General features: G+C 64.2%; 13 protein-coding genes. 3 read left to right on the forward strand and 10 right to left on the reverse strand.

All coding sequences use genetic code 11. From position 1 onward, the window contains the following. Positions 1-7: 7 nt before the first annotated feature. Entirely contained in the window at positions 8-1189 is a 1182-nt protein-coding gene (locus C1896_20600; GenBank protein AZZ47118.1) for a GGDEF domain-containing protein, read from the reverse strand. Positions 1190-1363: 174 nt separating this feature from the next. Between C1896_20600 and C1896_20605 the strand changes: the two genes are divergently transcribed. Next, the gene (locus C1896_20605) at positions 1364-2272 is read left to right on the forward strand and encodes a transporter (GenBank protein ID AZZ47758.1); all 909 of its coding nucleotides are present in this window, start codon (positions 1364-1366) and stop codon (positions 2270-2272) included. Positions 2273-2304: 32 nt separating this feature from the next. Here C1896_20605 and C1896_20610 read toward each other — a convergent pair whose 3' ends face one another. The 7 genes from C1896_20610 to recC all read right to left on the reverse strand — a co-directional run bounded on the left by C1896_20610 (position 2305) and on the right by recC (position 12921). After that, positions 2305-3087 (reverse strand): amino acid ABC transporter substrate-binding protein, encoded by a 783-nt coding sequence (locus tag C1896_20610; GenBank protein ID AZZ47119.1) that lies wholly within the window; start codon positions 3085-3087, stop codon positions 2305-2307. 85 nt (positions 3088-3172) lie between these two features. Continuing rightward, positions 3173-3628, reverse strand: coding sequence for a hypothetical protein (locus C1896_20615; protein AZZ47120.1), 456 nt, complete (start codon positions 3626-3628; stop codon positions 3173-3175). A 138-nt stretch (positions 3629-3766) separates the two neighbouring features. Next, the gene (gene recD, locus C1896_20620; protein ID AZZ47121.1) at positions 3767-5617 is read right to left on the reverse strand and encodes an exodeoxyribonuclease V subunit alpha; all 1851 of its coding nucleotides are present in this window, start codon (positions 5615-5617) and stop codon (positions 3767-3769) included. After that, the gene (locus C1896_20625) at positions 5617-5868 is read right to left on the reverse strand and encodes a hypothetical protein (protein ID AZZ47122.1); all 252 of its coding nucleotides are present in this window, start codon (positions 5866-5868) and stop codon (positions 5617-5619) included. The genes recD and C1896_20625 overlap by 1 nt, the downstream gene beginning before the upstream one ends. Continuing rightward, on the reverse strand, positions 5865-6065 hold the full coding sequence (locus C1896_20630) for a hypothetical protein (protein ID AZZ47123.1): 201 nt from the start codon (positions 6063-6065) through the stop codon (positions 5865-5867). Before C1896_20630 ends, C1896_20625 begins: the two co-directional genes overlap by 4 nt. After that, positions 6065-9613 carry an exodeoxyribonuclease V subunit beta gene (gene recB / locus C1896_20635; GenBank protein ID AZZ47124.1) on the reverse strand — a complete coding sequence of 1183 codons (3549 nt, stop codon included), beginning with the start codon at positions 9611-9613 and terminating at the stop codon, positions 6065-6067. Before recB ends, C1896_20630 begins: the two co-directional genes overlap by 1 nt. Beyond that, positions 9610-12921, reverse strand: a complete 3312-nt coding sequence (recC, locus tag C1896_20640) for an exodeoxyribonuclease V subunit gamma (GenBank protein ID AZZ47759.1) — start codon at positions 12919-12921, stop codon at positions 9610-9612. Before recC ends, recB begins: the two co-directional genes overlap by 4 nt. 229 nt (positions 12922-13150) lie before the next feature. Between recC and C1896_20645 the strand changes: the two genes are divergently transcribed. Then, positions 13151-14041, forward strand: a complete 891-nt coding sequence (locus C1896_20645; protein ID AZZ47125.1) for a chemotaxis protein — start codon at positions 13151-13153, stop codon at positions 14039-14041. Positions 14042-14182: 141 nt separating this feature from the next. Further along, positions 14183-15874, forward strand: a complete 1692-nt coding sequence (locus C1896_20650) for a hypothetical protein (GenBank protein ID AZZ47126.1) — start codon at positions 14183-14185, stop codon at positions 15872-15874. 87 nt (positions 15875-15961) lie between these two features. Here the strand turns inward: C1896_20650 and C1896_20655 are convergent, their stop codons facing one another. Continuing rightward, positions 15962-18514, reverse strand: a complete 2553-nt coding sequence (locus C1896_20655) for a C4-dicarboxylate ABC transporter (protein ID AZZ47127.1) — start codon at positions 18512-18514, stop codon at positions 15962-15964. Between the two features lie 125 nt (positions 18515-18639). Then, complete coding sequence (locus C1896_20660) at positions 18640-19605, reverse strand: C4-dicarboxylate ABC transporter substrate-binding protein (protein ID AZZ47128.1); 966 nt, start codon at positions 19603-19605, stop codon at positions 18640-18642. Positions 19606-20006: the final 401 nt, after the last annotated feature.

Consider the following 20006-nt stretch of genomic DNA (forward strand, 5'->3'; position numbering starts at 1 on the left):
AAGCCGATCAGCGCACCACGTAGCGGTTCTTTCCGGCCTGTTTGGCTTGGTACAACGCCGCGTCGGCGGCCTGATAGAGTTGTTCGGCGGTCTGCCCTGGCTGCCACATCGCAATGCCAATGCTCGTTGTGGCGCATGCGCTCTGGGCCGATGCCGGATGAGGGATGGCTCGTTCAGCGAGTTCAGAGAGAAGCTGCGCCGCGATGGCCTGCGCTGAGCTCTCATCGCAATTGAGCAGCAACAACGCGAACTCTTCCCCCCCGACCCGGGCCGCCAGATCCATCGGCCGCCGGGAGAAACGGCCCAGTAAGTCGCCGAAATCGCGGATCAGCGCATCGCCAGCCGGGTGCCCCAGGCTGTCGTTGTAGGCTTTGAAGTTATCCAGATCCAGGAGTAGCAGCGCGAGCGGCTGGCGGTCCCGACGGGCTTGCAACAGCGTTTGCCGCAGAGCTGCATCAAAGCTACGGCGGTTCGCCAAGCCAGTCAGCGAGTCGTGTTGCGCGACCCAGCCGAGCAGCTGGCGTACCAGAAATTGCTCACGCTGCGAGTATTCATGGATGTAGCGACTGATTGCTCCGATCGTCAACAGCAACACGTAATAGCTGACCGAGATCCAATGCACCTGCATTTCGCTGGAGGAGAGGATGAGCGCGGCCATCAAGATATCGATCAGGATGATCGACGCCGCACTAATCAGCGCTCGCCAGAAGGTGATGCCGAGAAAGAAGAACGAACAGACGATCAACAGCCCAGCACCGTAGCGGAACGCCAGTTCCGTCTGGGAGACTTCGTAATGGATATCGATGCGCGCCGCAACGATCCCAACCAGCACCAGCAGCAACGGAAACAGTCGGTTGGCAACCAGCCGGACCCGCCGGTGAAAGACCGACATGAGCAGGATCGCTACACCCGGCGCCATTTCCACCAAACGCAGCAGGGTCAACTCGCGCAGCCACCTCGGGTCAGACCCGGCATATAGCTGCCGTTCGGCATAGTGATAACCGGCCACCACCAACAGCAAAAGGCAGGCACCCAGCACTTGCGCAAAGCGCGCCTGACGCCCCAGATAACGGCGAAATTCACTTTCCAGGTCAGGCGCAAACAGCAGGCCACGAAAGCCTGCCAGCAGCTGCCTGCCATGCGGGGTATCGCGGAAATCTTCGGCAGACTGCTGTTCTAGGGGCTGCATCGACGTTGCTCAGGTCATGGCGCGGGCAATGATATCACTTAGACATTACCCCGACGGCTTTCCCGATGAACGTGCAAGCAACCGCTCTGTGCAGCTCCATCCGCATCGCTCGTCTCTTGCCGACGCCTTCACGAGACTCCACTATCGAGTCACCTGCACTGTTGGATGTATCGCGTGACCAGCCTTCTGCTCGCCCTATGGCCTCTGTTTGCCCTGATCATTGCCGGCTACTTTCTGCGCCTGCGCGACTTCCCCAACGAAGCCTTCTGGCCTGGCGCCGAGCGGATCAACTACTTCGTGCTGTTCCCGGCGCTGCTGTTCAGCAGTCTGGCCACCGCACCTTTGGACAACCCGGCGCTGCCCCGCTTGGCTGCGGCCGTGTTGCTGGCCCTGGGATTGGCGTGGATCGTACTGCTGATCATGAAGCGCCTGCGCGGCTGGTCGGCGGCGCGCTTCGGCGCCTTTGCCCAGGGTGCCCTGCGTTTCAACACCTACCTGGGCCTTGCGGCTGTCGGCAGCTTGTTCGGCCAGGAAGGCCTGGCCATGGCCGCGCTGATGCTGGCGTTGATGGTGCCAACCGTTAACGTGATGTCGGTCTGGGCGCTGACCGCTGAACGCGGCGTCAGCGCGCGCGGCCTGCTGCTGCCGATCGCGAAAAACCCCTTGATCGTCGCCTGCGTCACGGGCGCCCTGGTCAACCTGTCCGGGCTCGGCCTGCCTGGCGGCACTGACCGACTGCTGGGTCTGCTGGCCGCAGCCAGTTTGCCCTTGGGTTTGCTATGCGTCGGCGCCGCCTTGAAGCCGAAGGAACTCGGAGGCGAAATTCCTGCACTGGGCTGGAACAGTGCTGTGCGCCTTCTGGCAGTGCCGCTACTGGCTTACGCCGTCGCTCAATTGCTCCAATTGCCTGCCATGGAAACGACCATCATCGTCCTGTTCTTTGCCCTTCCCACAGCGCCTACCGCCTACGTGCTAACCCGGCAGCTCGGTGGTGACAGCCACCTGATGGCCGGCATCATCACCCTGCAAACACTGCTCGCTGCGGCCAGCTTGCCGCTGGTGCTGACACTGCTCGAACGCTGAAAACCGTGACCGAGCGCCAGCCATCGCGGCCGTTATTGCGCTGTCTTGGTGCGGCGGTCCACTGGAACGTTGTCGGCAGCGAACGACTCGATCAAGCGCTGATAATCGCCACTTTCCTGAAGGGTTCTGAGTCCTCGGTCGAACCGCTTGATCAGCTGTCCGGCGTCGGGTCGGCTGCGCGGGACGATGAGGTGAATCGTCTGACGGCTCAACACCGAATCGGAAACATGAAAACGCTGCCGATCCACTTCGGTTGATTGCACGGCGTGGACGCCCAGCAGACGATCAGCCAGAAACACATCATCTCGGCCAAGCAGTAGCAACAACGCACACTCGCTCAGGCTCGGCGGCGAATGCCGGACCAGTACACCCCGATCAACCAGTGCCTGGACTCCGGCAGGCAGCTGCCAGCCCAGCGGGTGGCACAGCCGCCTGCCGCTGATGCCGGCAAGGTCATTGACTTCGACTGAATCCGTGGCGCGACTGAACAGGTGTTGCTCGGAAATATAAAGCGGCGCCGAGTAGAGGAAATCATGCTCGCGCTGCTCCGCACGGATATAGGGAAAAGTCGCGTCGTATTCGCCGCGAAGGGTCATCAGATAGCCCCGATTCCAGGGCTGCCAGGCAAGCGACGACGCTAATCCGCTGCGCTCGAGCGCAGCCTGTGCGACCGCCGAGAGCATGCCGCCTCGAGGCAGTGCGCGATCAGTGAGCGGGGCGTAGTCATCGCCCGTCACCAGGCGCACATCCGCGGCATGTGCGCCAAGACTGACCGCCAGGCTCAGCAGAGCGCCTCGGCTACAAAATCCTTTCATCACCACCTTTGTCATCCTTGCGAAAACGAGTGAAGCGCAACCTAGCGAATATCAAAGTCAGCAACCATCAGCGCATCGGGTGCCGCTAGCGGACGACTTGGCCGCGCGACAATCGCAACAGCAGCAATGCCATGCCCACTCCAGCGGCGATCAGCACCAGCGTCGGGCCCAGATAGCCGACCAGTTCCTGCAGCCAGGCGAGCAGTTGGCGAACGATGAGCAGGTTCAGGCTTGGCCCCGCTGCGTCCGCATCGAGCCGGTAGGCGCCCGCCAGCCAAATGTCATAGGCGGACCTCAGCGGCAACAGCGTCAGTGGCAGCAACACCAGGCACACCCAGTAGCCGCTGCGCCGCCTTGGCCCCAACAGCCCCCAGGGCCGGTAGGCCGCGCGGATCAGCTGGAAGAAACAGAAGCTGTAGTAGGCGATTAGCAACAAGACGAACGCGCCACTCCAGGATGGGGCAATCCAGAGTTCACGCACCATGACTCCAGTGAGCGACAAGCTGAGCAGGCCCCAGACCAGAAGAAAGAAGATTTTCATCGCATGTTCCGGTTGTCGGTTATCGGTTGACGGCGAATCCACATCGGAACAGAAACCGGTAGTGGATACGCGCAACCGTTTCACGAAACTGGCTGCGATGCGCAGCGATCATGCCCGCTACGAGCAGCGGCGCACGCATCAGAACAAGCTGAGCTGATCGCCCGCCGGCTCGCTGGCCGGCTTCGGCAGGCTAGCCCCCTCGCTTGTGCGCTTCGTGTCACCTAGGCTCAGCCTTTCAGCAAGCCCGGCCGCGCGCTCGGCGCGGGTGCTTACGGCCTCACCCAGACGCACCGGCAGCGCCCAAATCTCCACCTTGCGCTTGGCACGGGTGATGCCGGTGTAGAACAGCGAGCGGGTCAGCAGCGGGCTGGGCTGCTCGGGCAGCGCCAGCAGCACTTCAGTGAATTCCGAGCCCTGGCTTTTATGCACGGTCATGGCGAATGCGCTGTCATGGCTGGGCAGGCGCGCCGGGGCAAAGCCGCGATAGCCCTCGTCGCCTTCGAAGAACACGCGCAGGCCCTGCTCGGTTTTGAGGCACAGGCCAATATCGCCGTTGAACAGCCCCAGGGCGTAGTCATTCTGCCGGACCATCACCGTGCGGCCGGGGTACCAGCGTTCGCGCGCCGGCACGCCGAGGCGACGCTTGAAGCGCGCTTCCAGTGCCTCGTTGATGCCGGTCACGCCGAAAGGCCCATCGCGCTGGGCGGTCAGCGCCCGAAAGCCGTTGAAGGCCTCGAAGGCGGCCGCCGGATCGGCTTGCCGTGCAGCCTGCAGATAGGGCGCGTAGCCCTGCTCCAGTCGATCGATCAGCCCCGTGGGGCTGGGCGTGGCGTTCCAGGCGAGGTCTGGACGACCCTCTTGTAGCAGCGCGACCGTGCCCTTGGCGTCGCCGCCGTTGATTCGCCGCGCCAGCTCACCGATGCCGCTGTCACCTGCGAAGCGGTGGCTGTGGGTGAGCAGCAGCACCGCATCGCCCAGGCGCGAGCGCGGCGTCTCGATGGGAACATGCTGCCCGGTAATGCGTTGCAGATCGGCCGCGGCCTGGCTATCGAACCCTCGGCCTTCACAGAGTTCGGCGAACACCGCGCCAGCTTCCACGGCGGCCAGCTGGTCCTTGTCGCCGAGCAGGATCAGCCTTGCCTTCGGCGGCAGCGCTGCGACCAGCTTGGCCATCAGCGCCAGGTCGACCATCGATGCCTCGTCCACCACCAATACATCCAGCGCCAGCGGGTTCGCCGCGTCATGGCGTACCTTGGGGCTGTCGCCGCGGCTGCCGAGCAGACGATGCAACGTGCGCGCCTCGTCCGGCAGGGCGTCCTTGACGGCATCGCTGACCGGCAACTCGGCCTTGGCGTTGCGGATCGCTTCGGCCATGCGTGCGGCTGCTTTGCCGGTGGGCGCGGCTAGGCCGATGGCCAGGCGCTCGCCACCGGGCTGTTCCAGCAGTGCCGCCAGCAGGCGCACCACGGTGGTGGTTTTGCCGGTACCGGGACCACCGGAGATTACTGCCAAGCGGCGGCGTACCGCCTGGGCTGCCGCGAGGCGCTGCCAATCGGGGCTTTGCTGATTAAAGGCGAACAGGCGCGCCAGGCTGTCGCTCAGTTGCTGTTCATTCACCTCCGGCGCATCTGACGCTCGCTCCAGCAGCTGTTCAGCCAGTTGCTGTTCATATGCCTGATATCGGGCCAGATAGAGTCGGTTGCCTGCAAGGATCAAGGGCGCGTAATCGCCCGGCGCGCCGACCAGGGGAGAGGCTTCCAGCTGTTCGCGCCAAGTTGCGAGCGGCGGCAGGCTTAGGTCGACTTCGGGCCAGGGGCGCTTGCCCGCCAGGCGTTCGAGCGGCAGACAGACGTCGCCGGAGGCCAGAGCTTCGCAGCAAAGCGCGGCGGCGAGCAGGACCATGTCAGGCGTGTCCGGCTCGAGGCGCTGCAAGCTGGCGACGAAAGCGCGCTCCATTGGGCCGAACGGCAAGTCTGAAAGCAATGCCATCACACATCCCTCCACGCGGGCGGGGTCAGGCAGCACTTCAGCATGGAGCAGACAGCGGCCCGCCTCAGCCAATCAAGGCCATCGTTAAAGTGGCGGGCTGAAGCCCACCCTACAGCGCTGATATTGACCGTAGGAGCCAACTTGCTGGCGATGCTTTGTCCATTCCCCCGGATCGCCAGCAAGCTGGCTCCTACAAAAGCGGGCAATTTCCCATAGCGAGAGAGGGCTACTGCGAATCTAAGGCGCATCATCTCCCCTCCTCGAACAGATGGTCCAATGCATCGAGCACGGCATCGTCCGGCCTCGCGAAGTACACATGCCCGCCTCGGGCATCCCCCGCAGGACTAGCCTGTACGGTGAGCTTCAGCCCACCGATATGCTCAGTTGGATAAGCGCGCTGAACTGACCCAAACTGCAATCCGACGATTCCTACAAAGCTCACGTGCATCACCGTCCCTCCTCGAACAATCGATCCAACGCATCGAGCAGCGCATCGTCCGGCCTCGCGAAATACACGCCGGCTTCCGGCATGCCGCGCAGGAACAGGTAGAAGGCACCACCCAGCTGCTCGTCGCGGAAATCGGCCAGGCGTTGGCGCAGGAAGCGGCGCAGCGCCACCAGGTAGATCAGGTATTGCAGGTAGTAATGCTCGCCTGCCAACGCCTGCAGCAGCCGTTCGCCGCCGTAGTAGCTCGCATCCGGGCCGAGCCAGTTGGATTTGTAGTCGGCGATGTACCAGCGGCCATCGTGCTCGAAGGTGAGGTCAATGAAGCCCTTGAGAAAGCCCTTGAGGCTGTCGAATTCCAGCCGCGCCGCCGCTTCGCGCAAGGGCTCGGCAAGGCCGTTGGCCGGATCGACCAACAGGCTGCGCAGCCGCGTCACGTCGAGGTCCCGTACCGGGAAGGTGAAGCCGAGTTCGGGCAGGCGTCTGGCCGACTGCAACGCAGCGAGCGTCAGGCCGGCGCCATCCATATCGGTGTCGAGCACCTTTTGCAGATGGCTGATGGCGATTTCCTTCCACTCCAGCGGCAGACCGTAGGCCTGCAAAGCGGGTTCGACCAGAGCCTCCAGCTCGCCTTTGCCTCGCGCCCAGTCTTCGAGAATCGCGTGCAGGCAGGTACCGGCCCGCGCACCGCGGGGGAAAGCAAAGAAGCCGCTGCCCGGCTCGCCCGCATCGGGGATGGCCAGGGCGTCGCGGTCGGGTGCTTCCATATGCATGCCTGCTGCAAGACCGGAAAAGCTGCCGATCCGCCAGGCACTGTGCAGGCTGCGATTGAGCTGCGACAGCTGCTGAGGCAGCGCGGCGCGGCCGGGACCCTGTGCATTGGCTTCGCGCGACTCCAGCGGCAGGCAGGCCACAAGGCCGTCGCTTCCCTGCACCAGTCGCTCGATGGCTAGGCGAAGGCTGCCGCCGTTGAGGTCAGCCAGATGATTGCCCAGCTCACTCAACGGTTGCTCGCCAGGCAGTTCGCGGCCGTGTAGCAGCCAGGCCAGGGCGCTGCTGTGCAGACCTTCGTCCGCTAGGCTGCCATCCTTTTTTGGCTTGCAGAGATTCACAGGCCCCCAGTGCAACCAGAGCCGGTCGCGCGCGCGAGTCAGGGCGACATAGGCCAGGCGCAGCTGCTCGGCAAACACCTCCTGGCGGGCGCGTTCGAGGTTGTCTTCCAGCGTGTCGCTGCCGAGATCCAGCAGCGGCTGGCCATTAGCATCGTGGCAGCGGGCGCTGTCGCGGTTCTTGCCGAGCAGTTTGCCGTCCCAGAGGAAGGGGCAGAACACCAGCGGGTATTCCAGGCCCTTGCTGGTGTGGATGGTGACGATTTGCACCCGCTCGGCATCGCTTTCCAGGCGCAGCAGCGCTTCCTCGCCAGCACCTTCGCTGCCGCGCTGCAGGTTGAACCAGGCGAGCAGCGGCTCAAGACCCGGGCGCAGCAGGCTTTCGGCTTGCAACAGTTCACCCAGGTGCAGGAGGTTGGTCAGCCGACGTTCGCCATCGACCCGCGCCAGCAGCCGTTCGGCCACCGCCTGCTCATCAAGCCAGGCACGGAACACGCGCATAAAGCCCTGCTGCTGCCAGAGCTGGTGATAGCGTTCGGCGGCTTCGCGCTCGGCGTCCCACTGCTGCTGATCGTCCTGGCAGCGGGCCAGATCGGCAGCGCTGCGGCCCAGAAGGCGAGTGGCCAGCGCATAGCGCAGCAGCCCTTCGCGGCCGGGCTCGGCGTAGGCGGCCAGCACCGCGGCCAGCTCAGCCGCCTCCTCACTGCGCCAGACGCTGTCACGCCCGCGGCGCACACTGGGCACACCGCGCGCCGCCAGCTCATCGGCGATCATCCCGGCCTGGCGATGGTTGGCCACCAGCACGGCAATGTCGCCACCTTTCAGCGGAGTAAACACACCGTCCTTGTCGAAACCGGCGCGCCCTTCCGCGGCGCCCGCCAGCTGCAGAGCGATGCGCCGGGCGGTGTCGCTTGCCGCTAGCTGCGCAGCCTCGCCCTTACCCAGCGGATCGTCACCGAGCCAGACCAGTGACAGCGACGCCGCCTCGCCCTCCTCCACCAGCCGCAAGCTCGCACGCGGCTTGTCGGCCGCGCCTACTGCTGGGTAGCGCAGGTCAGATTGGGCGAACGGCTGTGGATGATCGAACAGCTGGTTCAGCGCGGCGATCAGCGCCGGCGTCGAGCGGTAGTTGGTCGGCAGGTTGAAAGGCTCGCGATCGGCCTGCTGCTTGGCCGTCATGTAAGTTGCCAGGTCCGCGCCGCGGAAGGCATAGATGGCCTGTTTGGGATCGCCAACGAAACACAACGACGCCTCGCTGGCCTTGGCATAGATGCGATTGAAGATGGCGTACTGAATCGGATCGGTGTCCTGAAACTCGTCGATCAGCGCCAGCGGATAAGTGGCGCGAAGCGAAGCAGCCAGGTCCTCGCCGACAGGGCCTTTCAGTGCCAGATCCAGCCGGTTGAGCAGGTCGTCGAAGGCCAGCAGCCGCTGCGCCGCCTTGCGCTCGGGCAGCTCACGGTTGAGCTGTTCCAGCAGCGCGACTTGCAAGGCGATCAGCCGTTGCTTGCCCGCTGGCAGCGCCTCGGCGACCTGATCGGCCAGCGCGTCCAGCGCATGGGCCAGTTCGCACACCGGCGCGTCATGACCCTTCTTGCAAGCCTTATTCAAAGCCCGTACGCCGAATTTAGCGGCGCCATCGGGCAGATCGAACATCACCGCCGGGTCGGCGAAGTAGGCGTCCAGTTCAACCTGCCACGGCGCGAACTTGATGCTCTTGTGTGTGCTTTGGCTGAGCCCACCGTGGGCCTGGAGCTCGGCGATCCAGGCGGTACCCGCTTGCTTCCACAACTCAGCGGCGCGCTGCCAGGCGGCTTCGACCGTGCGCAGATCGGCGGCGATCGGCGCGCCCTGCGGTTCCACGCGCAAGTAGGGCTTGCCCAGATGACTGCGCAGCCGTTGGCGCAGCCACACGGGTGTGATGCGGCTCTTGGCCAGGAAGCGCGCCCAGGCCGGATCGGCATCGGCCAGCTCGCTACGCCAGGCATCCGCGAGCAGCGCATCGATGATTTCGCGGTCATCGGCGGTCAGCTCGCTGTCGAAATCACCGCCAGCTTCGAAGGCGGCGTCCTGCAGGGCTCGCTGACAGAAACCGTGAATGGTGAAAATCGCCGCCTCGTCGAACCCATGGACCGCCAGCAACAGGCGCCGCCGCGAGGCTTCGTCTGGGTAGCGCGCATGCAGGCGGTTGAGGAAGTCATCCTCGCTCGGCGTGCCGTCATAGACCGCCAGCAGATCGGCCAGCCGCGCACGGATGCGCTCGCGCAGCTCGGCGGTGGCCGCGGTCGTGTAGGTGACCACCAGAATCTGCCCCACCGACAACTGCCGCTCCAGCAGCAGGCGGGCGTACAGCGCGGTGAGCGTCCAGGTCTTGCCGGTGCCGGCGCTGGCCTCGATCAGTGAGCGGCCGTCGAAGGGGGAGTCGAGGAGGTCGAGTTTCATTCTTCTTGCTCCTCATCGGCTAAGGCATCCAAGGCCGGGCCGATCAATTGCTGGGCCAGGGTTTCGAAACGCTCATCCAGCGGGTCGCGGTCACGGAAGGCGAGCCTGTTCCAGGGATCTTCAGACTCGGCGGCAATGGGGCTGAACTCGGCGCCGAGCCACGCTTCGCGGGCGCGCTTGCGGCCGCAGTCGAGCGGCTCACTGCCACGGGCCGGCTTGCGGTAGCCCTTGGCAAAGGCATGGCTGCTACGCGGCAGCAACGGCAGCGGCTCGCGGATGGCGCAGCGATAGGCCTCAAGCCAGGGCTCCAGCAGCTCGGCGGCATTGGCCAGCGGCCCAAGCTGCCAATCGCCGGCAGGCGAGAGCATCAGGCTGTTGCGCTCGATACCCGCCGTAGCCGACAGGTTGAGCAGCAGATGGCGCAGCCAGAATGGTGGCAGGTCCCATTCGCCGAGGCGGCCGAGCTTCCAGCCAAACAGCCCGGCCGGGGTCACGCCGTCGAGCCAGCCATGCACGCGCACGCCGGCCAGGGTGATATCCACCGGCAGCGGCTCGGGCACGGCGTCCGGGCGCAGTTCGAACAGGCGCGGCGCGAATGCACGCACCGGCCCGCGCAGCTTGCCCCACAGCGCCTGGCCTAGCTCGCCCGCCGGCAGCCAGCCGGCCGCACAGGCCATGCGCCGTTCATCTTCGTCACTCCAGCCATGCTCCATCGCCTGTAGGGATAGACGTCGCAGGCCATTCCAGGCTGGCATCTCCAGGTCGAACGGCTCGTCGCTGGCCAGCGATTCCTGTTCATCGGCCAGACGCAGACCAAGGCGTTGCTCGAGGAGAAAGCGCGCCGGGTGGCGAAAGCATTGCAGCAGCTGCGACGGCTCGATGGTCAGCCAGGCTTCGTCCGGCTCGGCGAGCAGGCAGGCGAATGGCTGCGGCTGGGTCTGCGGCGGCTCGGCCAGGCGCTGCGCGGCGCGGAACCAGGGCAGCGAGAAACCGGCGCAGGCGGCAGCGCCGAAGTTGCGTGGTGAGAACGGCTGCAGCGGGTGCGCGATAAGGATCTTTTCGCTGGCTTTGGGCGCTTTCGGCTGCGAGGTATCGCGGCTGGCGGGATCGCGAGCAAGCTCGCTCCTACAGGCAGCGGTCATGTCCGCCGCTTCCAGCACTTCGCTGAGCAGCACCGAAGGCGGCAGCACGGCGTTGTCGCGCGGGTCGCGGCCGACATAGGACAGGTACAACGCCTCGCGCGCCGAAAGCAGGGTTTCCAGCAGCAGGTAGCGATCATCGAGGCGTCGCGCACGGTCGCCGCGGCGCGGATGCCGGCCGATCAGATCGAAGCCCGACGGCGGTGTGCGCCGCGGGAACGCGCCATCGTCCAGCCCAAGCAGGCAGACCACGCGGAACGGCAAGCTGCGCATCGGCACCATGGTGCAGAAGGTCACCGCGCCGGTAAGAAAGCCCGAGGCGCCGCTGCCCTGCTGCAAAACGGCGCTGAGCTGCTGGTGCACCAGTTCTAGCTCGATGGGGCGCGTCAGGACCGCGGCCTGGGCCTGATCGCGCAATGCCGCGCAGGCTTGGGATAACAAGAGCAGCGTGTCGCCGGCTTCGCGCTCGTCGAACAGGGTGTCGATCAGCACTTGCAGGTCATCCGCCCACTCGGCCAACGGACGCGGCCGCGCCAGCTGATCGGCCAACGTGCCGAGCCGCTCGACGAATTCCACCAGCCGCCCCAGCAACTGCCCGCGCGCACCTTCCAGGGTATCCAGCGGCCAGTGTTCGCCGAGCAGTGGCGCGTTGTCGCCAGCAAGTTGTGGCGGCGCGGCGAAACCCAGCAGCAGCCGGTCGAGCCCCTGACGCCAGGTGAAGGCCGATTCGTCCGGCAGCCCGAGACGTACCCGCTGGCTGCCATCACGACCCCAGCGCACGCCCGCTTCACGCAACCAGTCGCGCAGCAGCGGTAGGTCTTCGCTTTCGATCCCGGCACGGCGGGCGATGGCCGGCTGTTCCAGCCAGGCGAGGATTTCCTCGGCGGCGAAACGGCTCTGCGCCAGCATCAGCAGTTCAAGAAAGGCCTCAATCAGCGGCATCTCGGCGCGCAGGCTGCGGTCAGCGAGGCTGTAGGGAATCCGCGGGCTGCCCTCGCGCGGCGCGAACACGGCTTCGATAAAGGGCGCGTAGCGCTCGATATCCGGGGTCAGCACCACCACTTGATCAGGCGTCAGGCCCGGATGGGCAGCGAAACGCGCCAGCAGCTGGTCATGCAGGATCTCCACCTCGCGCAGCGGCGAATGAGCGATGTGCACTTCCAGCGAGCGATCATCCTCAGCGAGGGTGATGCGCTCCTCTGGCTGCCGGGTGCGCAGGCGCAGGATGTCGTTCTGCAGCGCATGCAGCAGGCTGTCGTCACGCAGGTCCTCGTCTTCCGAGTACAGGCCGAACTCCTGACTGCCTTCGCTGGCGGTCAGGCTGAACAGCGAGTCGAAGAAGTCGCGGCCCTGCTTGCCGAGGCTCGCCAGCAACGGATGGCCAACGTCCAGATACCAGTCGTCAGCTCCGCTCTCAGGTTGCCGTGCCAGTTCGCGGATATCGCGAATCTCGCCCCAGGCTTCGCGGCTCGGGTTGAGCGCGCAGACCACCACGTCGATATGTCGCGCCAGACCATCGAGCACGCGCAGGTGGTGCGGTGGCAGGCTGCTTATGCCGAACACCAGCAGACGCTCGGGCAGGCCGGGCAAGGGTTCGTCGCTGTAGAGCCGCTGCAGCAGATCGTCGAGCAGCCGGGCGCGGTGCGGATGGCCGTCCTTGGTCAGCTCGCGCCAGAGCAGCGCCTGCCAGCCTTCGTCCGGGCCGAGATCGAAGGTATCGCCACGCTCCCAGGCGGCCAGCCAGTCGTCGCGATAAAGCAGGTATTGGTCGAAGACGTCGGCGATCTTAGCCGCCAGCGACAGCCGCCGGCGCTCATCGCCGCCGTCGAGGTACTGCGCCAGACGCGGCGCCAGCTCGAGATTGGCCGGCTCGCAGAGCCAGCCGTAAAGACGCCAGGTCAGGGTGGTCGGGGAGAACGCCGATTGTTCGGGCAGGCTGCCGAGCACGGTGCGGCTCAGGTCCCAGACGAATTTGGCTGGCAACTGCATCTCCAGCTGCATGGCGATGCCCTGCTTGCGCGCCAGCTCCAGGGTCAGCCAGCGCCCCATGCCCTGGCTCGGCACCATCACCAATGCCGGGGCGAAGGGGTCGCTGAGCGGCTGTGCGAGCAGGCGCGTGGCCAGTTCGCCGAGGGTTTCGAGGTCAGGGGCGTGGTAGAGGCTGAGCATGGCGGCGGCTTCGACTGGATCAGCGGCCAAGGGTAACAAGTTCCGGTTGCGCAGCGGTGCTGCAAAGGCATGCGTAGATAGCCGGTGCGGCGTTCCTTCCTACTCCTTTCGCAGGAACTCAACGGTTCTTGTGTTCAATATCAATCCCCTACCCGCCATAGGATATTCCATGACAGGCAGTCCCAATGCCCCCAGCAACCTGTCGCCTGCCTCAGGCTAGGAGCAATCGATGAAATTGAACAACCGGAACCTGCTGACTCTCATGTTGGGCGCGGCCATCAGCGCGAGCCCGCTAGTCTACGCAGTGACCGACAACGCGCCAGCCAAAGGCTCAGTGGAGCGCAGCCATGCGCGCCAGGCCAGCGCGCTGCTTGAGCGCGCCACCGCTCACCTGAAGGCGAACGGACCCGAGCAGGCGTTGGCCGCGTTCAATGACCGCCAGGGCAGCTTCGTCGACGGCCAACACTATGTGTTCGTGCTGGACCCGAACGGCACCATGCTGGCCAGTAACGGTGCGTCGCGCGCGCTGGTTGGACTCAACGTGATGGACCTCAAGGACGCCGCCGGTAAACCCTTCATCCGCCAGATCGTCGACGGTGCCCGCACCGCTGACAGCGGCCAGGTGGACTACCACTGGCTGAACCCGGCCGACAATAAAGTCGAGAACAAGACCAGCCTGTTCCGCAAGGTGGGCGATCAGATCCTCGCGGTGGGGTATTACATCCCGCGCTCTTCTGCCGAGCACGCGCAGAAAATGTTGGATGAAGCCGTAGCGCTGATGAAACGTTCGGGTGGCGAGGCTGCGTTCAAGGCCTTCAACGACCCCCAGGGCGGCTTCGTGATGAATGACGAGTATGTGTTCGTTATCGGCCTGGAAGACGGCCAGTACCGCGCCAGTGGCGCTTCCCCCAACCTGGTGGGTGTCGATGTTCGCGAAGTCACCGATGCCGCCGGTACGCCGCTGTTCAAGCAGATGATCGAACTGGCCAAGAACAAGGGCAGCGGAACCGTCGACTATGTCTGGCGCAATCCGGCGACCAATGCGGTGGAGAAAAAGCACTCGCTGATCCGTCGGGTCGACGACGTGCTGCTAGGCGTGGGCTACTACTCGCCCAACTGATGCAAGCGCAGCGGTTCATGACGATCTCGTGAACGGGCGGCTGCCGACCATGGTCAACCGAATATAACCCACAGCCGACCTCCCGCCTTTGGCGAGACTGGCTGTGCCTGTTGATCATCCTGTCGCCGGAGACCCTGCCCGATGTTGACGCTGTTGCATCTGCTGTCCTCCATCGCGCTGCTGGTCTGGGGCACGCATATCGTGCGCACCGGAATCATGCGGGTGTATGGCTCGCACCTGCGCAGGTTGCTCGGCCACAGCATGGCCAACGCGCCCATGGCCTTCACGGCTGGAATCGGCGTCACCGCGCTGGTGCAGAGCAGCAACGCCACGGCCCTACTGGCCATCTCGTTCGTGGCGCAGGGCTTGATGGCGCTGCCGACCGCCTTGGCGATCATGCTTGGCGCGGACGTCGGCACTGCATTGATGGCCCGCGTGCTGACCCTGGACCTGTCGTGGCTGTCCCCGCTGTTCACTCTGGTCGGGGTCAGCCTGTTCCTCTCGCGCAAACAGACCCGTGCCGGCCAGCTCGGGCGCGTGCTGATCGGCCTTGGCCTGATCATTCTGGCGCTGCAGCTGATCGTTGGCGCCGCCGAACCCATCACTGAAGCGCGCGGCATGCGTGTGCTGTTCTCCACTCTAGCCGGCGATACCTTGCTGGCGGTGGTAGTCGGTGCGTTGTTCGCGGTGCTGTCGTATTCCAGCCTCGCCGCCGTTCTGCTCACCGCAACGCTGGCCAGTGCCGGGCTGATCAGCCTGCCGGTGGCGCTGGGTGTGGTCATAGGTGCGAACGTCGGCAGCGGTGTGCTGGCCTGGCTCAATGCGACGCCGCAACCGGTGCCGGCCCGTCGGGTAGCGCTGGGCAATCTGCTGTACAAGCTCGCCGGCCTCGTGGTGCTGCCGTTCTTGCCGATGACGGTGGAATGGATGGCAACGCTCGGCTTCAGTGCGCAAACCCAAGTCATCGCCTTCCACCTGGCTTACAACTCGCTACGTTGCCTGGTGCTACTGCCAACGGTCGGCCTGATGGCCAGGCTCTGCGAGCGCGTGCTGACGGAGCGGTCGCTGGATAACGGCATTGCGCAGCCGCGCCATCTCGACCCCACTGCGCTGGACACCCCCTCGCTGGCCCTGGCCAACGCCACACGCGAGACGCTGCGCATCGGCGATCTGGTGGAAACCATGCTGGCACGCCTGCTCGAAGCCCTGCGTGAAGACCGTCCGGAGCCGGGCGAGGACATCCGCCGCCTGGACGACGATGTCGACGCGCTCTACAGCGGCGTCAAGCTCTACCTGGCGCGAATGCCGCGCGAGGACCTGGCCGAACAGGAAAGCCGGCGCTGGGCCGAAATCATCGAGTTGGCAATCAACCTGGAACAGGCCGGCGACATCATCGAGCACATGCTGGGCAAGGTGCAGAACCTCAAGATTTCCAAGCGGCGCTCGTTTTCCGACAGCGGGCTGGACGAGCTCGGCCAGCTGCACAGCCTGCTCAGCGCCAACCTGAGCCTGGGTCTGTCGGTGTTTCTCTCCGGTGATTCTCACAGTGCGCGCCAGTTGCTGCAGCAGAAGCGTCAGTTCCGCAAGCGTGAGCGCGAACTGGCCCACGCCCATGTTCATCGGCTGCACCAGCAGGTGGTGGAAAGCATCGAGACCAGCGCCGCCCATCTGGAGCTGATTGCCGACATGAAGCGACTGAACTCGTTGTTCTGCAGCGCGGCGTACCCGGCATTGGAGGGCTCCGGCAGCGGAAAGCCGCGCGTCTCGGGCGAAAGCCAGGCAGTGCGAGAAACGCGGATCAAGCAGCAGCTGCCGCCGGGCAAGCCAGCCTGATCCCGACCGGTCCGATGGTCGGTGCGGGCAAGAAAAACCCCGACGATGCAGAGCATGGCCGGGGTTGAAGTCAGCGTCGCGAACGGGTCAGTCCCGCTGCCGACGCCTCTGCATCCACACCACCAGTCCGAACAGCAACAGAGCGGGTAGCCACATCCACTCCTTGGCCCAGCGGTCGGTAGGCGCGCGCACGGCCAGAATTTCCTGATCGAACTGCAATCCGAGCTCGGCGGCAGGGCTGCCGAAGGTCACGCTGTCGATCAGCACCTTGCCGTCTTCCTCATAGGTCATCACGCCCAGCTTCTCCAGCTTCTCCGCGCCGGTTTCGCCGTTCGGGATGGCGATCAGCAGGCTGAACTCACGCATGTCACCCACGGCGTCTTCACCCCGGATGCGCAGGCGCAGCTGGCTGTCTTCCTCAACTGCTTCCAGCGCCTGGACCAACTGCGTAGGCGGAATGTCACGGTAGGGGTCATGCACGATGTCCATCCAGAAACCCGGACGGAACAGCGTGAAGGCGATCAACAGCAGCAGCACGTTTTCGTACCAGCGGCTGCGCACCAGGAAGTAGCCCTGGGTACCGGCTGCAAAGATCAGCATGGCCAGTGTCGCGATGACGAAGATCACCATTCCGTGCCAGAACGACACATCGATCAGCAACAGGTCGGTGTTGAAGATGAACAGGAACGGCAGCGCGGCAGTACGCAGGCTGTAGTAGAAGGCCACCACACCCGTCTTGATCGGGTCACCCTTGGACACGGCAGCCGCGGCGAACGAGGCCAACCCCACCGGCGGCGTCACGTCAGCCATGATGCCGAAGTAGAAGACGAACAGATGCACCGCGATCAGCGGCACGATCAATCCGCTCTGTGCCCCCAGTGCCACGATCACCGGTGCCAGCAGGCTGGACACCACGATGTAGTTGGCAGTGGTTGGCAGGCCCATGCCAAGGATCAGGCTGAGGAATGCCGTGAGCAGCAGCATCAGCATCAGGTTGCCCATGGACAGCAGTTCGACCAGATCGGCCAGCACCAGGCCCACGCCGGTCTGCGAGACGGCGCCGACGATGATCCCCGCCGCTGCGGTGGCGATGCCGATCCCAATCATGTTGCGTGCACCGGCGATCAGCCCTTCGCGCAGGTCGATCACGCCGTCCATGAAGTTGCCGTGCGCATGAGCACCGTCGCGGCGCATCCAGGTCAGAAGCGGTCGCTGGGTCAGCAGGATGATGACCAGGATGACCGATCCCCAGAATGCGGACAGGCCCGGCGACAGGCGCTCGATCATCAGGCACCAGACCAGTACCACCACCGGCAGCAGGAAGTGCAGCCCGGACAGCAGCACCGGCCGAGTCTGCGGCAGTTTTTCCAGCGGCGCGTCGGGGTCTTCGGCCGGCAGCGGCGGATTGCTCGCGGCGATTTTCAGCAGACCTAGATAGACCGCCACCAGCAGTGCCCCGATCACCCAAATCGCTGCGTCGCCCAGCGCAGGCTTGAGCCACCCGAGGCCGTAGTAGACGGCGAGCGAAACGCCGGAAATCAGCGCAACGCCAAAGACGAAGCCGATCAGCCGCTGCATCCAGGGCTTGGCTACGTTGGCCCGTGGCAGCGCCGTGAGACCGAGCTTGAGCGACTCCAGATGAACGATGTAGACCAGCGCGATATAGGAGATCAATGCCGGCAGAAAGGCGTGCTTGATCACTTCGACGTAGGGGATGCCCACGTACTCCACCATCAGAAACGCCGCCGCGCCCATCACCGGAGGCATGATCTGCCCGTTGACAGATGAGGCCACTTCCACCGCGCCGGCCTTCTCGGCCGAAAACCCGGTGCGCTTCATCATCGGGATGGTAAAGGTCCCGGTGGTCACCACGTTGGCAATGGACGAGCCCGAGATCAGGCCGGTCATGCCGGAGGCAACCACCGCCGCCTTGGCCGGGCCACCGCGGAAATGGCCAAGCATGCTGAACGCCAGCTGGATGAAGTAATGCCCGGCGCCCGCACGCTCAAGCAGCGCGCCAAAGAGGACGAAGAGAAACACGAAGCTGGTGGAGACACCCAGGGCGATGCCGAACACACCCTCGGTGGTGATCCACTGGTGGTTGGCGAGCGCTGTGAAGCTGACGCCACGATGCGCCAGCAGCCCTGGCATGTATGGGCCAGCCAGGCTGTAGCCGAGGAAGATCAGGGCAATCACCGCCAAGGCAGGGCCGAGTGCGCGGCGGGTCGCTTCCAGCAACAGCGGAATACCGATGCACGCCGTGATCAGGTCCATGGTGGTGAGGTTGCCAGGACGCTGGGCCAGCTGCTCATAAACGATGAACAGATAGCCTGCGCTCGCGGCGGCAATCAATCCGAGCGCGATGTCGATCAGCGGCACCCGGTCGCGCGGCGAGCGCTTGAATGCGGGATAAACGAGGAATGCCAACAGCAGGGCGAACGCCAGGTGAATCGAACGCGCCTCGGTGTTATTGAACACGCCGATGCGCAGCATGAAGGGCAACGGCGAGGCGATCCACAGCTGGAACAGCGACCAGAGCAGCGCAAGGCTGGCGATCAGCTTGGCCATTGCGCCGCTGGGCAGCCGAGCACCGACGTCCTTGGCAATCAGATCTTCAGTAGAAGGATGGTTGTCTTGCATGAAATCTGGCCTGTTTTTTCAGGGAACGGAAACCGCGAAAACCCGCGGCACGAAGCACACGGGTTTTCAGGCAAATGCTGTGGACGGATAACCGTCCACAGCGATGCAGCGAGCCGTAAAGGCCGTTACATCCAGCCCCGTTCCTTGTAGTAACGCACGGCACCGTCATGCAGCGGCGCAGACAGACCGACTTTGATCATGTCTTCCGGCTTCAGGTCCTTGAATGCAGGATGCAGGCGCTGGAAGCGCTCGATGTTCTCGAACACCGACTTGACCAGCTTGTAGACCACTTCGTCATCGACCTTGGACGTAGTGGAAAGCACGGCCTTGCCGCCAATCGACTGAGTGGCGCTGTCGTTGCCCTTGTACATGCCACCTGGGATTTCAGCCTTGGTGTAGTAGCTCTTCTCGGACAACAGCTTATCGATCTCAGGACCGGTGATCGGTACCAGAACAGCGTCGACAGTAGTGGTGGCTTCCTGAATCGCGCCATTGGGGTGACCGACGAAGTAGGTCATGGCATCGATGTTGTTGTCGCCCAGAGCGCTGGCCTGCTCGGCCGGCTTGAGTTCGGCGGCGAGTGCGAAGGCCGACTTGTCCCAGCCCTTCTCGTTCATGATCTCTTCGAGGGTGTCACGCTGACCGGAACCGGGGTTGCCGATGTTGACGCGCTTGCCTTTCAGATCATCCAGGCTCTTGATGTTGGCATCACGGCGCGCCAGGACGGTGAAAACCTCGCTCTGCAGCGAGAACACGGCACGGATGTCTTCCATGGCGCCTTCGCTCTTGAACGGCTCCAGGCCTTTCATCGCCTTGTACTGGTGATCCGACTGCATGATGCCGAAGTTGAATTCGCCGCTGCGCAGGCCGTTGACGTTCGCCACGCCGCCGCCACTGGCTGGCGCGTTGCACTTCAGGTCCTCGGCGTTACGGTTAACGAAGCGGCAGATTGACTGACCGGCAACGTAGTAGACGCCCGTCTGGCCGCCGGTACCGATAGTGACGAATTGCTCTTGCGCCTGAGCCATACCGCTCAGACCAGTCCCCGCCAATGCGGCGGAAAATATCCATGCCAAGGATTTGCCTTTCATGGATCCACTCCTTATTGGTTGTTTTGGAATTGTCCTGCAGGCCTCGTGAGCCACGCGGGAAGTTTGGAGTCTAGCAGGCCGCTGCCTTGGTAACAGCTCGGACCTCAACCTCACGGCTAATGGGCGTCCTGTGACTATGGCTATGACCCATTTGGGGATGGGGGGTTGCTCGTCTGCGGAATAAACCTGAAATACCTATACAAATATCTGTACATAAATATTTATATGTATAAGATCGCCTAATAGCACAGAGCCATCACCCGACTAAAGGGGTAGGTCTTTTGGTCGGATGGCTGACCAAAGCAGCCGATATCACGATGCCATCACTCGATGTAATGCGAGTGCGCACTACAAGCAGAGCAATGTGCTGGCCGAAGCACCAACAAGGCCGTTTGAAGGCT

The organism is Pseudomonadaceae bacterium SI-3 (assembly GCA_004010935.1).
Lineage (GTDB): Bacteria > Pseudomonadota > Gammaproteobacteria > Pseudomonadales > Pseudomonadaceae > Stutzerimonas.

Excerpts from the sequence above, each read along its gene's own strand:
- C1896_20600 (AZZ47118.1), bottom strand. The coding sequence starts at position 1,189 with ATGCAGCCCCTAGAACAGCAGTCTGCCGAAGATTTCCGCGATACCCCG.
- C1896_20610 (AZZ47119.1), bottom strand. The coding sequence starts at position 3,087 with ATGAAAGGATTTTGTAGCCGAGGCGCTCTGCTGAGCCTGGCGGTCAGT.
- C1896_20615 (AZZ47120.1), bottom strand. The coding sequence starts at position 3,628 with ATGAAAATCTTCTTTCTTCTGGTCTGGGGCCTGCTCAGCTTGTCGCTC.
- recD (AZZ47121.1), bottom strand. The coding sequence starts at position 5,617 with ATGGCATTGCTTTCAGACTTGCCGTTCGGCCCAATGGAGCGCGCTTTC.
- C1896_20625 (AZZ47122.1), bottom strand. The coding sequence starts at position 5,868 with ATGATGCGCCTTAGATTCGCAGTAGCCCTCTCTCGCTATGGGAAATTG.
- C1896_20630 (AZZ47123.1), bottom strand. The coding sequence starts at position 6,065 with ATGCACGTGAGCTTTGTAGGAATCGTCGGATTGCAGTTTGGGTCAGTT.
- recB (AZZ47124.1), bottom strand. The coding sequence starts at position 9,613 with ATGAAACTCGACCTCCTCGACTCCCCCTTCGACGGCCGCTCACTGATC.
- recC (AZZ47759.1), bottom strand. The coding sequence starts at position 12,921 with ATGCTCAGCCTCTACCACGCCCCTGACCTCGAAACCCTCGGCGAACTG.
- C1896_20645 (AZZ47125.1), top strand. The coding sequence starts at position 13,151 with ATGAAATTGAACAACCGGAACCTGCTGACTCTCATGTTGGGCGCGGCC.
- C1896_20650 (AZZ47126.1), top strand. The coding sequence starts at position 14,183 with ATGTTGACGCTGTTGCATCTGCTGTCCTCCATCGCGCTGCTGGTCTGG.
- C1896_20655 (AZZ47127.1), bottom strand. The coding sequence starts at position 18,514 with ATGCAAGACAACCATCCTTCTACTGAAGATCTGATTGCCAAGGACGTC.
- C1896_20660 (AZZ47128.1), bottom strand. The coding sequence starts at position 19,605 with ATGAAAGGCAAATCCTTGGCATGGATATTTTCCGCCGCATTGGCGGGG.